At 71.1% G+C, this 14158-nt stretch carries 14 protein-coding genes and 2 pseudogenes; 2 read left to right on the plus strand and 14 right to left on the minus strand.

Annotation, left to right across the window (positions count from 1 at the left end):
• From H7A73_RS17160 to H7A73_RS17180, 5 genes and pseudogenes are all read right to left on the minus strand, one after another.
• Window positions 1–363: pseudogene (locus H7A73_RS17160) on the minus strand (aspartate carbamoyltransferase); the annotation flags it as partial.
• Window positions 363–962 (minus strand): bifunctional pyr operon transcriptional regulator/uracil phosphoribosyltransferase PyrR, encoded by a 600-nt coding sequence (pyrR, locus tag H7A73_RS17165; protein WP_247737732.1) that lies wholly within the window; start codon window positions 960–962, stop codon window positions 363–365. The gene pyrR and the pseudogene H7A73_RS17160, both read right to left, overlap by 1 nt.
• Before the next feature lie 24 nt (window positions 963–986).
• Window positions 987–1439, minus strand: coding sequence for a transcription antitermination factor NusB (gene nusB, locus H7A73_RS17170; protein WP_182067095.1), 453 nt, complete (start codon window positions 1437–1439; stop codon window positions 987–989).
• A gap of 11 nt (window positions 1440–1450) precedes the next feature.
• Window positions 1451–2014 (minus strand): elongation factor P, encoded by a 564-nt coding sequence (gene efp / locus H7A73_RS17175; protein WP_027465745.1) that lies wholly within the window; start codon window positions 2012–2014, stop codon window positions 1451–1453.
• Window positions 2015–2162: 148 nt separating this feature from the next.
• Complete coding sequence (locus H7A73_RS17180; protein WP_182067096.1) at window positions 2163–3854, minus strand: ABC1 kinase family protein; 1692 nt, start codon at window positions 3852–3854, stop codon at window positions 2163–2165.
• 154 nt (window positions 3855–4008) lie between these two features.
• Between H7A73_RS17180 and H7A73_RS17185 the strand changes: the two genes are divergently transcribed.
• Window positions 4009–4299, plus strand: coding sequence for a hypothetical protein (locus H7A73_RS17185; RefSeq protein ID WP_182067098.1), 291 nt, complete (start codon window positions 4009–4011; stop codon window positions 4297–4299).
• Window positions 4299–4493, plus strand: a complete 195-nt coding sequence (locus H7A73_RS17190; protein ID WP_182067100.1) for a hypothetical protein — start codon at window positions 4299–4301, stop codon at window positions 4491–4493. Before H7A73_RS17185 ends, H7A73_RS17190 begins: the two co-directional genes overlap by 1 nt.
• Before the next feature lie 9 nt (window positions 4494–4502).
• Here H7A73_RS17190 and aroB read toward each other — a convergent pair whose 3' ends face one another.
• From aroB to H7A73_RS17235, 9 genes and pseudogenes are all read right to left on the minus strand, one after another.
• Entirely contained in the window at window positions 4503–5600 is a 1098-nt protein-coding gene (aroB, locus tag H7A73_RS17195; protein WP_182067102.1) for a 3-dehydroquinate synthase, read from the minus strand.
• Window positions 5597–6265, minus strand: coding sequence for a shikimate kinase (locus H7A73_RS17200; protein WP_182067104.1), 669 nt, complete (start codon window positions 6263–6265; stop codon window positions 5597–5599). The genes aroB and H7A73_RS17200 overlap by 4 nt, the downstream gene beginning before the upstream one ends.
• Window positions 6262–7482, minus strand: coding sequence for a chorismate synthase (aroC, locus tag H7A73_RS17205; RefSeq protein WP_110858979.1), 1221 nt, complete (start codon window positions 7480–7482; stop codon window positions 6262–6264). Before aroC ends, H7A73_RS17200 begins: the two co-directional genes overlap by 4 nt.
• Before the next feature lie 42 nt (window positions 7483–7524).
• Window positions 7525–9087 (minus strand): endolytic transglycosylase MltG, encoded by a 1563-nt coding sequence (mltG, locus tag H7A73_RS17210; RefSeq protein ID WP_259362988.1) that lies wholly within the window; start codon window positions 9085–9087, stop codon window positions 7525–7527.
• 93 nt (window positions 9088–9180) lie between these two features.
• Entirely contained in the window at window positions 9181–9624 is a 444-nt protein-coding gene (gene ruvX, locus H7A73_RS17215; protein ID WP_171907752.1) for a Holliday junction resolvase RuvX, read from the minus strand.
• An 8-nt stretch (window positions 9625–9632) separates the two neighbouring features.
• Window positions 9633–12290, minus strand: coding sequence for an alanine--tRNA ligase (alaS, locus tag H7A73_RS17220; protein ID WP_182067106.1), 2658 nt, complete (start codon window positions 12288–12290; stop codon window positions 9633–9635).
• Window positions 12291–12349: 59 nt separating this feature from the next.
• On the minus strand, window positions 12350–12532 hold the full coding sequence (locus H7A73_RS17225; RefSeq protein ID WP_027465751.1) for a hypothetical protein: 183 nt from the start codon (window positions 12530–12532) through the stop codon (window positions 12350–12352).
• A gap of 123 nt (window positions 12533–12655) precedes the next feature.
• Window positions 12656–13285, minus strand: coding sequence for a 30S ribosomal protein S4 (gene rpsD, locus H7A73_RS17230; protein ID WP_017887166.1), 630 nt, complete (start codon window positions 13283–13285; stop codon window positions 12656–12658).
• 234 nt (window positions 13286–13519) lie between these two features.
• Window positions 13520–14158: pseudogene (locus H7A73_RS17235) on the minus strand (replication-associated recombination protein A); the annotation flags it as partial.

Here is a 14158-nt window from a genome sequence, read left to right on the forward strand (position 1 = left end):
GTCGATCCAGTCGGCATCGGCGAGCACCCGCGGGGCGCCCGATGCACCGTGGCGCATGACGATGCCGTCGATGCCCATCGCGCCGAGGGTCTGCACGGTGTCCTTCAGGGATTCGCCCTTCGAGACGCTCGAGCCCTTCGCGGCGAAGTTCAGGACGTCGGCGGACAGGCGCTTCGCTGCGGCCTCGAACGAGATGCGCGTGCGCGTGGAGTCCTCGAAGAACAGGTTCACCACGGTCTTGCCGCGCAGGGCCGGGAGCTTCCGGACCTCGCGCGTGTTGACCTCGGCCATCTCCTCCGCGACGTCGAGGATGTGCACGGCCTGGTCGCGGGACAGGTCGGCGGTGGAGAGCAGGTGCCGCATCACGCCACCCCCTGCTCGATGAACACGGTGTCGTCGCCGTCGGTCTCGGCCAGGTGCAGGGTGACCCGCTCGTCGGACGCGGTCGGCAGGTTCTTGCCCACGTGGTCCGCGCGGATCGGCAGCTCGCGGTGGCCGCGGTCGACGAGCACGGCGAGCCGGACGGCACTCGGCCGGCCGATGCCCTGCAGCGCGTCGAGCGCGGCGCGGACCGTGCGACCGGAGTACAGCACGTCGTCGACGAGCACGACGACCTTGCCGTCGATGCCGCCGGCGGGGATCACCGTCCGGTGCGGCGCGCGGCCGATGCCGTGGCCCAGGTCGTCGCGGTGCATGGTCACGTCGAGCGTTCCGACACGCTCCGTCCCGATGCCGCCGGCTGCGGAGGACCACTCCGGCTCGATGCCGGCCAGGATCCGGCCGAGGCGTTCCGCCAGGACGGCGCCGCGGGTCGGGATGCCGAGGAGCACGAGGTCCGAGCCCCCGTGGTTGGCTTCGAGGATCTCGTGCGCGATGCGTGTCAGGGCACGCGTGATGTCGGGCTGTTGCAGGACCGTTCTGGTTCCCACGTCGACCCCCTTCCCCGCCTCACTGGACGGCATTAAAGGATGCTGACGTGGTCAACCCTACCGGGACTCCTGGTCTCCTGCGACCGTCCGACCGGACGGTGCGCGACCGCCGGCGACGGCCCCGAGCACGCCGTTGACGAAGCCCGCGGAGTCCTCGGTGGACAGCGACTGCGCGAGCTCGACCGCCTCGGCGATGGCGACGGCGTCGGGGACCTCCGGGTTGAACCGGAGCTCCCAGACGGCCATCCGCAGGATGCAGCGGTCGAGGACCGGCATCCGGGCGATCGACCAGCCCTGGGCGTGGTCGACGATGACGGAGTCGATCTCGTGACGGGCTTCGTCGACACCGGTGACGATCTGGCGCGCGTAGTCCCAGCTCGAGGCACGCTCCGGCTGGTCCAGGTGCCGGACCGTCTCGGTGGCGAGCACGTCCGCGATCGGCAGGTCGCGCACCTCGGCCACGTACAGCATGTCGAGGGCGCGCTTGCGGGCCTTCGAACGAGCACTCATACGGTCAGCGCCTAGGAGTTGACGCGGCCGAGGAAGCTGCCGTCGCGCGTGTCGATCTTCACCAGGGTTCCGCTCTCCAGGTACAGCGGGACCTGGATGCGGTGGCCGGTCGCGATGATGGTCGCGTCCTTGGTGCCGCCGGAGGAGCGGTCGCCCTGCAGGCCGGGCTCGGTCTCGACCTCGGTGACGATCGACGTCGGGAGCTCGACGTACAGCGGGTTGCCCTCGTTCATCGCGATGGTGACCATCGCGGACTCGAGCAGGTAGTTCTTGGCGTCGCCGACCACGGTCGCGGAGACCGGGATCTGGTCGTACGTGTCGGTGTCCATGAACACGTAGGAGTCGCCGTCCTCGTAGAGGAACTGGTAGTCACGACGGTCGACGGTCGCGGTGTCGATCTTCGCGCCGGCGTTGAACGTGCGGTCGACGACCTTGCCGGAGACGACGTTCTTGAGCTTCGTGCGGACGAACGCGCCGCCCTTGCCCGGCTTGACGTGCTGGAACTCGACGACCGACCACAGCTGGCCGTCGATGATGAGAACGGCGCCGTTCTTGATGTCTGTGGTACTGGCCATGAGTCGTCGGTGTCCCGTTCGGTCGTGTTGTGAAGTGTCCTCGGGCCGCGGACGGCCCCGGACGAGTGTAGCGGACGCCCGCCTGGCGGCCGGAGCGGTGCTCGTGCGTGCCGGACGCACCGGTCCCGGGCGAGCGTCCGGCTCGCGGTCAGCGCCGCCGTCGAGCGAGCCAGGCGTCGATCGCTGCCCAGGCGAGCAGCACCACCGCCGCTCCCCCGAGGAACCCGCCCGCCACCCCGGTGGACAGGGCCGCCGTCGGTCGCGCCGGCAACGACAGGTAGACGATCGCCAGGATCCCCGCCCCCGCACCGAGCAGCACGAGCAGGATGCGCCGGATCATGCCGGACACGAGCTGCCGGTCGCGGCTGTCCGCGAAGAGCCGGATGTTCACGGTGAACCGGCCGGTCTCGATCGCCTCGCCGATGCGGTCCACCCGTCGGGGCAGCCGACGGGCAGCGGACACGACGCCGAGTAGTTCCTTCGCCGCGAGGTCCCGGAGCTTGCCCGGCCGGAGCTGGTCGGTGATCTGCTCCCGGGCGAGTCCGCGGGACTCCTCGAGCAGGTCGAACGACGGCGCGAGCGTCCGGAGCGTGCCCTCGAAGATGGCCAGGGCGCGGGCCGCGGCGACGAAGTCCGGCGGCGGCTTCAGCCGGTACCGCCCGAAGACCTCGACCGCGTCGTCCACGGTGTCGACACCGATGCGCGCACCAGGGCCGAGCTCGTCCGCGACGAAGCGGGCGATGTCCCGACGGAAGTCGGGCTCGTCGTGCGCATCGCGCACGGGTGCCATCCGCAGGACCGCATCGGCGATCCGCGACGTGTCGTCCTGCAGGTAGGCGGCCAACAGGTCCTGGACCGTGTCCCGGAGACCCGGGTCGAGCCTCCCGACCGATCCGAAGTCGATCAACGCGGGCCGCCCGTCGGGCAGCACCAGGACGTTCCCCGGGTGCAGGTCCGCGTGGTACAGGCCGTCGAAGACGACCTGGCGCAGGAACGCGCGGAGGATCGCGCGCATCGGCGCGTCGAGGTCACGCTCGGAACGCTCGGCGCGGATCGCGCTGAGCGTGTCGCCCTCCAGGAACTCCATCACGAGCACGCGCCGGCCCGACAGGTCCGGGTAGGGATCCGGGAACCGGACCTCGTCCGGTCGCGCGCTGCGGGCCTGGGCCGCTCGCAGCGCCGTGAGGTTGCGGAGCTCGGAGACGAAGTCGACCTGCCTGATCAGGTCGTCCGCGTACTGACCCGCGATGTCCTGCACGCCGACCTGTCGCGCCTCGGTCGACCACCGGGCCATGAACCGGACGACCCGCAGTGCGATGTCCACGTCGCGGCGCACCGCGGCGTCGATCCCCGGCCGCTGCACCTTGACGGCGACCGCGGTGCCGTCGGGCAGCCGGGCGCGGTGCACCTGCGCGATGGACGCCGCTGCGACGGGCACCGGGTCGAAGGTCGCGAAGACCTGGTCGACCGGGGCGCCGAGCTCCTGCTCGAGGAGCGCACGGACCTCGTCCGCCGGTGCCGCCGTGACGTTCCGCTGCAGGTGTGCGAGTCCCTCGGTCCACTCCTCGGGCAACAGGTCGTCTCGGGTGGAGAGCAGCTGGCCCATCTTCACGAACCCGCCACCGGCTTCCTCGAGCGCCCGGCGCAGGTGCTCGGCCTGGTCGCGACGCAGCTCCGCGGTGGCCGGGTCGTGCGAGAAGTCGAGACGACGGAACGGCACCAGGTGGTGGCGGCGGGCGATCGAGAGGAGTTCGGTGAAGCGCCGACCACGGGAGCGCAGGGTGCCGGTGTCGGCGTCGCGCGGGCCGGAGAGGTCGCTCAGTCGGGGTGGGGTGGGCACGCCCGCCAGTCTGCTCCCCGGTGCTGTGGCCCCGCTCCCGGCTGGCTGCGTTGCGTCGTCCTCCTGTTCCTCCACAGCCTGGAGGCGCGGTGCGGCCTCCACAGGTCGGCCGGCGCCCGGCCACCGGGCGCGTTCCCTGCGCCACGCTGCCGGCATGGAGACAGCACTGGTCGCGGCGTGCATCGCCGCAGGGGCGGCGATCGTGGCGGCCGTGGTCAGCTGGTTCGGGGCGTTCCAGAACCGCCGCGCCGCGGACCGCGACCAGGCCCGGAGGCGACTCACCTGGGCGCTGCGGGCCGATCGCTCCCAGGCGGAACACGACATTTCAAGAGCTGTCCTCGAACGGCTCATGACCGTACGGTGGGCGTCGAAGTCCGACCAGGACCTCGCACGTCGCGCCCTGCGTCGACACGTCCGCTCCGACCCCGGGATGGAGGATCCCTGATGCACCTGTTCGCACCGCTGCCGGACCGGCCGGCCTGCAAGATCGACGGCACACCCGAAGACGACGCCGCAGTCGACGCGTGGTCGGAGGGCGCGACGGTCGACGAATGGCTCGAGTCCGAACGGACGGGCGTCGTCACCCTGTCGATGCGCGTGAAGTGGTGGTGGCGCCGGACCAGACGGGTCCTGCGCTGACCCGTCGGGTCAGACGCCGACCTCCTGGTAGGCGGTGAAGAGCAGGTGGTCCTCGGGGCCCTCGAGCACCACGGGCTTGCCGACGCCGTCCAGGATGATGAACCGCAGCATGCCGGCACGGGCCTTCTTGTCGCGACGCATCGTGGCGAGCAGCCCCTGCCACCGTCCGACACCGTACGAGGTCGGCAGGTCGAGCGACTCGAGGATCGCCCGGTGCCGGTCGACCGTGGCGTCGTCCAGGTGCCCGGTGAGTCGCGCGAGCTCGGCGGCGAACACCATGCCGACCGACACCGCCGCCCCGTGGCGCCACTGGTACCGCTCGGCGTGCTCGATCGCGTGCCCGAGGGTGTGCCCGTAGTTCAGGATCTCGCGTCGGCCCTGCTCCGTGAAGTCGTCCGAGACGACCTCGGCCTTGAGCGCGATGGCGAGCTCGACGACCCGGCGGAACTCCGGCGTCGTCGGGTCGGTGACCCGGTCGACGTCCGCCTCGACGATGTCCAGGATCTCGGGCACGGCGATGAACCCGGCCTTCACGATCTCCGCGAACCCGGTCAGGATCTCGTTGCGGGGCAGCGTCCGGGCGAGGTCGAGGTCCACGACGACGGCGCGGGGGGCGAAGAAGGCGCCGACCAGGTTCTTGCCCTCGTTCGTGTTGATGCCCGTCTTCCCGCCGACGCTGGCGTCCACCATGCCGAGCACGCTCGTCGGGACGGCCACGTACGGCACACCGCGCAGCCAGGTCGCGGCGACGAAGCCGGCCAGGTCGGTGACGGCACCGCCACCGAGGCCGATGACCGCGTCGGTGCGGGTGAAGTCGGCCTGCCCCATGATCTGCCAGCAGAACGCCGCGACCTCGACGCGCTTGGCGCCCTCGGCGTCGGGGACCTCGGCGATCAGGGCCTCGAGCCCGGCCTCGACCAGCAGCGCACGGAGCTCGCTCGCCCGGGCACCGAGCGTCGGCGAGTGCACGATGAGGACCTTGGCGACACGCGGGCCCAGGATCGCGGGCAGGGCACCGAGCAGGCCCGTGCCGACGGCCACCGTGTAGCCGTCGTCACCGCCGACCCGGATCTCGGTGGTCCCGGCGGGCAGGGTCGACTCGGTCACGGTGCTCCTTCGGTGCTGGTGGTGCTGGTGGTCGTGCTGCCGGGCGCGGTGGTGCTGCCGGGCGCGGCGGTGCCGCCGGGCGCGGCGGTGCCGCCGCGCTCGGCGGTGCCGCCGCGCTCGGTGGTGCCGCCGCGCTCGCTGGTGCCGGCATCGCTGCGCAGCCACGTGACGACCTCGTCGACCACGCGGGACATCGGCCGGCGCGACGTGTCGACCACGACGTGCGCGAGTTCCGCGTAGGTCGCCGCCCGCTCGTCCATGATCGTCTGCCAGGCGTCGATCCCGCCGTTCGCCAACAGTGGCCGGTCGGACCCGGCGATCCGGTCGGCGACGGCTTCGGGCGAGACGGTGAGCAGGACGATGCGCGCCCCGCCCAGGGCCTGCCGGGTGTCCGCGTGGGTGACGGCTCCCCCGCCCACGGCGATCACGCCGCCGGTGGCCAGCGCTGCTCGGACCGCCTGGGCCTCGAGCGCGCGGAACGCCGGCTCACCGCGGTCGGCGAAGATCCCGGGGATCGGCCCGTGCTCGCGCACGATGACCCGGTCGGTGTCCGTGAACGGGACGCCGAGGGCCTTCGCCACCCGCTTGCCGACGCTCGACTTGCCGGCGCCCATCGGGCCGATGACGACCACGGGCGCGTCGGCGCGTCGGACGTCGGTGCTCACAGGTCGGTCGACGTCGCCGACGGCTCGGTCCGGCGCGTGCGCAGGGTCTCCGGGATCGCCGCGAGGTAGGCGTCGAGGTTGCGCTTCGTCTCGACGACGTTGTCGCCGCCGAACTTCTCGAGCACCGCGTCGGCGAGCACCAGGGCCACCATCGCCTCGGCCACGACACCCGCAGCCGGTACGGCGCAGACGTCCGAGCGCTGGTGGTGCGCCGAGGCGTCCTCGCCGGAGACGACGTCCACCGTGTGCAGGGCGTGCGGGATGGTCGCGATCGGCTTCATCCCGGCGCGGACCCGCAGCACGGTGCCCGTGGACATCCCGCCCTCGGTCCCGCCGGCGCGGTCGCTCGTGCGGTAGATCTCGCCGTCCTCGCGGTACAGCTCGTCGTGCGCGGCGGAGCCCCGGCGTCCGGCGGTCGCGAAGCCGTCACCGACCTCGACCCCCTTGATGGCCTGGATCCCCATGATCGCCGCGGCGAGGCGAGCGTCGAGCCGGCGGTCCCAGTGGACGTGCGAGCCGAGGCCCGGCGGGACGCCGTAGAACAGCACCTCGACGACGCCGCCGAGGGTGTCGCCGTCCTTCTTCGCGGCCTCGACCTCGGTGACCATGCGTGCGGAGGTCTCGGCGTCGAAGCACCGCAGCTGGTCCTCGTCGAGGCGGTCGACGTCGTCGGGCAGCGGCAGGTCCGTTCCGTCGGGGACCCGGACGGTCCCGACCTGCAGCGTGTGCGCCACCGAGCGGATGCCGAGTTCGGCCAGGAACGACTTGGCGACGGCGCCGAGCGCCACGCGTGCGGCGGTCTCGCGGGCGCTCGCACGCTCCAGGATCGGGCGCGCTTCGTCGAAGCCGTACTTCTGCATGCCGACCAGGTCGGCGTGCCCCGGTCGCGGTCGGGTGAGCGGGGCGCTCCGACCGCGGGACATCTCGGTGGACTCGATGGGCTCGGGGTTCATGACCTCGACCCACTTCGGCCACTCGGTGTTGCCGATACGGATCGCGATCGGGCTGCCGAGCGAGTAGCCGTGCCGGACACCGCCGGACACGTGCAGCTCGTCCTGCTCGAACTTCATCCGCGAGCCACGGCCGTAGCCGAGCTTACGGCGCGCGAGATCGGCACGGATGGACTCGAACGACACCGGGACGCCCGCGGGCAGGCCCTCGAGCATGGCGATCAGTTCGGGTCCGTGGGACTCACCAGCAGTCAACCAACGAAGCATGCCGCAATCCTCCCACAGCGTTCGTCCGTGCGACGTCGTCGCCTACTGGTAGTCGGGGTGCGCCCGCAGCCAGGACCGGAACTGCTCGACCGCCACCAGGTGCTGGTCGTAGGTGTCCGAGAAGACCGTCTTGCCCGACTCCAGGTCGACCGTCACGAAGTACAGCCACTTGCCGGTGGCCGGAGCCGTGACCGCCTTGATCGCGATGTCACCCGGGTTGGAGATCGGTGCCGGCGGCAGCCCCTCGTGCACGTAGGTGTTGTACTCGTTCGACGCGTCCGCTCGCTCGGCGTCCGTGGTCGTCACGGTGTGCGTGTTGCCCGTGCCGTAGGCGACCGTGGCGTCGGACTGCAGCTTCATGCCCTGGTCGAGGCGGTTCTGGAACACGCGCGCGACCTTGGGGTAGTCGGCCGCGAGACCGGCTTCCTTCTGCACCAGCGACGCGAAGACGATCGTGCGCTCCTGGTCGGCCTCCTTGACGCCGGCGGCGGCCAGGTGCTCCTTCATGGTGTCGACCATCGACCCGAAGTACTGCTCGGCGGTCCAGCCCGGGTTGATCGGGTAGGTCGCGGGGAAGAGCCAGCCCTCGAGCGTCTTGACACCGGACGGCAGGTCGTACGCGGACAGGTCCTTCGCGGCCGCGTCGACCTGCTTCTCGGTCAGGCCGGCCTTCGAGACCATGCCGGCCTTGATGTCGGCGAGTGCGGTGCCCTCCGGGATGACGATCGACGCCTGGACCCGGTTGTCCTTGTCCTGCAGGGCCGCGAGCGCGGACTTCGAACTCATCTGCTTCTTCAGGGCGTACGAGCCGGGCTGGAACTGCACGTCCGGTGAGGCCAGCAGGAGCTTGTAGAACACCTTCGAGTCCTTGACGACGCCGCTGCGCTGCAGCGTCGCGGCGACGTTCTCGCCGATGTCGCCCTGCTTGATGGTGATGGTCACCTTCGAGGTGCCGTCGCCGGTGTAGTCGTCGGGCTCCTGCGCGCCGCTGATCGCCGCGACGAGCTGCTGGATCTTGGGTGCGGCGAAGGTGTACGCCCCGACCCCGACAGCGAGCACGACCGCGACGATGACGAGCCCCGCGACGAGCGGTCCGCGACGGCGCTTCGGCCGTGGCTCCCGGGGCGGCCTGGAGGCGCGTCCTCCGCCGCCTCGTCCCCCGCGTCCGCCGCCTCCCGCGGCACCACCGCCGCCGGTCGCGTCAGCGTCGTGCGTCCCGTCCGCGCCGGAGCCGCCGGCCGCGGCGGTCGCCGCGGACTCGGTCGGCAGCTCGCCGGTCAGCAGTGCGGCGACCTCGGGGTGGAGGTCTTCCGGGCGGGTTGCGATCGGTGCGTCTGCGGGGGACGCCGGGCGTTCGTCGCGTGCGACCGCCGGCGCGGCGGTGGTCCGTTCGGCAGCCGACGCCTCGTCGGTCGCTGCGACGCGGGCTCGTTCGGCCTCGAGGGCACGGGCTTCGCGTCGGGACATCGGAGGCGCCGGCGGTGGGGTCACCCGACCAGCGTCGTCGCGGTCACCGGTGCCTGTCGTGCGGTCGGAAGTCGCCTTCCGCCGCTCGGCGTCGTTGCCGGGCGCGATGATCGCGTTCCAGTCCAGATCGTCTGCCAACGTCCTCGGTCTCTCGGTCGGGAACTCCACCTGGGCACCGTCGTCCTCGCAGCTGACGACGAGAGCACCCATGTGCGGTACCGGGCAGCCCTGTCAGGGAAGCGTGGTGCCCGGAGGGGCACCGGCACTGCGCTCGTGGTCGAGCGCGTGTTGCAGAATGATAACAGCGGCTGCTTGGTCGATCACGGCGCGGGACTTCTTCGTGTTCTTGCCGGCCTGGTGCAGCCCTCGCTGGGCGGTCACGGTCGACAACCGTTCGTCGACCAGGCGCACCGGTCGACGCGCCGCGATCCGGGCGGCGAAGACGCGGGCGTCCTCGGTCGACGCCGTGTCCCCACCAGACATCGACAGCGGCAGTCCGACGACGACCTCGAGCACGTCGTACTCGTCCGCGAGCTCGAGGATGCGCCGGAGGTCCTTCGAGTCGTCACGACGGACGGTCTCGACCGGCGTCGCCAGCAGGCCGTCGCGGTCGCACACGGCGACCCCGATCCGGGCGCGTCCGACGTCGACGCCGAGCCGCCGCCCGGACCGGATGCCCACCGTCAGCCCGCGAGCCGTGCGGTCACGGCCCGCAGCGCCGCGGGGAGCGCTGCGGCGTCGGTCCCGCCGCCCTGCGCCAGGTCCGGCTTGCCGCCGCCGCCACCACCGAGCACGCCGGCGGCCTCCTTCGCGAGGGGGCCCGCCTGCACGCCCGCAGCACGGGCGGCGTCGTTGGTCGCGACGATCACGATCGGCTTGCCGCCCACGACGGCCCCGAGCACGACGACGGCCGCGCCGTCACCGAGCTGGCCCCGCACGCCGGTGGCGAGCGAGCGCAGGTCATCGCCGGACTGCAGGCCGTCGACCGTCTCGGCGACCACGGTGGTGGCGCCGACGGTCGTGGCGTTGCGGGCGATGGCGGGCACGCGCTGCTGCAGGTTCGCCGACTCGTACTCGGCGAGCTTCTTCTGGGCGGACCGGAGGTCCTCCATCAGGTTCTGCACGCGGGCCGGCAGGTCGGCACGGGGAGCCTTGAGCGCGCTGGAGAGCTGCGACACGATCGTGCGCTCGACGGCGAGGTCGCGGAACCCCTCGAGCCCGACCAGCGCCTCGACGCGGCGGTTCGTCGAACCGACGCTCGACTCCCCCACCAGGTTGACGAGCCCGATCTGCGCGCTCGAGGCGACGTGTGTGCCACCGCAGAGCTCGCGGGACCACGGGCCGCCGATGTCGACCATGCGGACCTCGGCGCCGTACTTCTCGCCGAACAGGGCCTGCGCCCCGAGGGCCTTCGCCTCGTCGATGGGCAGGATGCGCGTGGAGACCTCGAGGTCGGTGCGGATCGCGGTGTTCACGACCTCCTCGATCTCGGACCGCGTCTCGAGCGAGACCGGCTGCGACCACGAGAAGTCGAGGCGCATGTAGCCGGACTTGTTGTACGACCCGGCCTGCAGCGCCTCCGGTCCGAGGATGTCGCGGAGTGCCGCGTTGACCAGGTGCGTCGCGGAGTGCGCCTGGGTCGCACCGCGGCGGTACTCCGCGTCGACGACGGTGCTCGCGGCGTCGCCGACCCCGACCTCGCCGGAGCGGACCTGCACGGTGTGGCTCCACAGTCCGGAGACCGGTCGCTGGACGTCGAGGACCTCGAGGTCGAACCCGTTGCCGACGATCGACCCCTGGTCGGCGTCCTGGCCGCCCGACTCGGCGTACAGGGAAGTCTCGCCGAGGATGACCTCGGCGATGTCACCAGCGACCGCACGGTCGACGCTCACACCGCCGACGATGATGCCGAGCACGCGCGTCTCGGCCTCGAGGGTGTCGTAGCCGAGGAACGTGGTCTCGCCCTCGGCCCGGAACGCGCTGTACACGCTCAGGTCGGCGATCGCGGTCTTCTTGCTCTTCGCGTCGGCCTTCGCCCGGGCACGCTGCTCGGACATCAGGGTCTCGAACGCCGTGCGGTCGACGTGGACCCCGGCTTCCTCGGCCATCTCCATCGTCAGGTCGATGGGGAACCCGAAGGTGTCGTGCAGCAGGAACGCCGTGTCGCCGCCGATGGACGGGGCGCCGTCCTGCTTCGCACGTTCGACGGCGACGTCGAGGATCGTCGTGCCCTGCGCCAGGGTCCGGAGGAAGGTCTCTTCTTCCGCGTAGGCGATGCGGGAGATCCGGTCGTAGTCGGACGCCACCTCGGGGTAGGCGTCGCGCATGGCGTCGCGGGACGCCGGGAAGAGCTCGGGGAACGTGGGCGCCTCGACACCGAGCAGGCGCATCGCGCGGACGGTGCGACGGAGCAGACGACGCAGGATGTACCCGCGGCCCTCGTTCGACGGGCTCACGCCGTCGGCGATGAGCATCAGCGAGGAACGGACGTGGTCGGCGATGACGCGCATCCGTACGTCGTCCTCGTGCACGGCGCCGTAGCGTCGGCCGGAGATCTCGGCCGCGCGGTCGAGCACCGGGCGTACCTGGTCGATCTCGTACATGTTGTCGACGCCCTGCTTGATGAAGGCGACGCGCTCGAGCCCCATGCCGGTGTCGATGTTCTTGTTCGGCAGCTCGCCGGTGATCTCGAAGTCGTACTTCGACCGCACGTCGGCGATCTGGTACTGCATGAAGACGAGGTTCCAGATCTCGACGTAGCGGTCGTCGTCCGTCGCCGGGCCGCCGTCGATGCCGTACTCGGGGCCACGGTCGAAGAAGATCTCCGAGCAGGGACCCGCGGGGCCGGGCTGTCCGGTCGACCAGTAGTTGGTGTCCTTGCCGAGGCGCTGGATCCGTTCGTCGGGCAGCGAGGAGTGCTGCTTCCAGAAGCCGATCGCCTCGTCGTCCTCTTCGTAGACGGTGACCCAGAGGTCATCGGGCGAGAAGCCGAGTCCGCCCTCGGTCTCGGGCTTGGTCAGGAACTCCCAGGCGAACTGGATCGCCTGCTCCTTGAAGTAGTCGCCGAACGAGAAGTTGCCGTTCATCTGGAAGAACGTGCCGTGGCGCGGGGTCTTGCCGACCTCTTCGATGTCGTTCGTACGGATGCACTTCTGCACGCTCGTCGCCCGCGGGAACGGCGCCGGGATGAGACCGGTCAGGTACGGGATGAACGGCACCATGCCGGCGACCGTGAAGAGGAGCGACGGGTCGTCCGAGACGAGGGACGCGGACGGGACGACGGTGTGGCCGCGGTCACCGAAGTACTGGAGCCAACGGCGGCGGATCTCTGCGGTCTGCATGGTGCTTCCTGGGTTCAGGTCGTGGGTGGAGGAGGGTCGTGGCTGCTCGGTCGGAGCGCTCAGACGTCGGTACGGAGCTCGGCCTCGCGCGACCGGTAGCCGTCCGCGACGGCACCCGTGAAGGCCTTCGTCTTGGCGTTCACCTCGGCGAAGAGCCGGGCACCACCGGAGGTCTGGGCGACCCGGTGTGCGACGGCGAACCCGATGACGATGCCGACGGCGACGAAGAACAGCTGCTTCACGGTGCCTCTCCCTCTGTGCACCCGGGCGGTGCATGCCCCGACAAGCTTAGTCGCCGGTGCCGGAACGCCGAACGGCGGGTCGCCCTCGAGAGGACGACCCGCCGTTCGGGTGTGATCAGTGGATCAGCGAGCTGCGTAGTACTCGACGACGAGCTGCACTTCACAGGTCACGGGGACCTCGGCGCGCTTCGGGCGACGCACGAGGCGGGCCTGGAGCTTCTCGATCTCGACCTCGAGGTAGCCCGGGACCTTCGGGAGGACTTCCTGGTGGCCACCGGCAGCGGCGACCTGGAAGGGCTCCATCGACTCGGACTTCGCCTTGACGTGGATCAGCTGGCCCTCCTTGACGCGGAAGGAGGGACGGTCGACGAGCTTGCCGTCGACCAGGATGTGGCGGTGCACGATCAGCTGACGAGCCTGCGCGGTGGTGCGGGCGAAGCCGGCACGGACCACGAGGGCGTCGAGGCGCTGCTCGAGGAGCTCGACCAGGTTCTCACCGGTCAGGCCCTTCGTCTTGCGGGCCTCTTCGAAGACGATGCGGAGCTGCTTCTCGCGGATGCCGTACTGGGCGCGCAGACGCTGCTTCTCACGGAGACGGACGGCGTAGTCGCTGTCCGCACGACGGCGCGTACGGCCGTGCTCACCGGGCCCGTAGGGGCGCTTCTCGAGGTAACGGGCAGCCTTCGGCGTCAGCGGGATGCCGAGTGCGCGCGACAGGCGGGTCTTGCTGCGGGTACGTGACTTGGTAGACACAGGGTCCTTTTCTCTGTTCGAACTGAATACTCACCGGAGGCCGGGCACGCGAGTGCCGGTGGCCCCGACGACGGGATCCAGAGGGATGAGCCTGTGGGATCGGACGGCTACAGTCCGAACCTCTGCCCCCGTACCACCGGAGTGGCACTCTGTCCTCGACGCAGCCGTGCTCGAGGACCAGGACGTAGGCCCGCCAATGCTAGCAGCATCGGGGCGAGCGCAGAAGCACCGCCACTAGTGTCCGCGTGTGATCTTCCGGAGTCGTTCGAGCCGGGGTCCGACCTCGCGCTCGTAGCCGTTCGCCGTCGGCGTGTAGTACTCGGTGCCCTCGAGGGCGTCGGGCAGGTACTGCTGCTCGGCGACCCCGTGCTCGGCGTCGTGCGAGTAGACGTACCCCTTGCCGTGCCCGAGGCGCTTCGCCCCGGCGTAGTGCGCGTCGCGCAGGTGCATCGGGACCGTGCCCATGCGCCCCGCCTTGACGTCGGCCATCGCCTGGTTCACGCCGTTGTAGGCGGCGTTCGACTTCGGCGCCGTCGCCAGGTACACGACGGCCTCGGCCAGCGGGATCCGGCCCTCGGGCATCCCGATGAGCTGCACGGCCTGGGCCGCGGCGACCGCGATGGGCAGCGCCTGCGGGTCGGCCATGCCGATGTCCTCGGACGCGGAGACGATGATGCGCCGCGCGATGAACCGGGAGTCCTCGCCCGCCTCGATCATCCGGGCGAGGTAGTGCAGGGCGGCGTCGACGTCGCTCCCCCGCACGGACTTGATGAACGCACTGATGACGTCGTAGTGCTCGTCGCCCTGTCGGTCGTAGCGCAGCAGGGCCCGGTCGACCGCGGCCGCGACGGTGTCGGCGTCGACGACGGGCAC

Source organism: Curtobacterium sp. ME12 (assembly GCF_903970855.1).
Classification (GTDB): Bacteria; Actinomycetota; Actinomycetes; order Actinomycetales; family Microbacteriaceae; genus Curtobacterium; species Curtobacterium poinsettiae_A.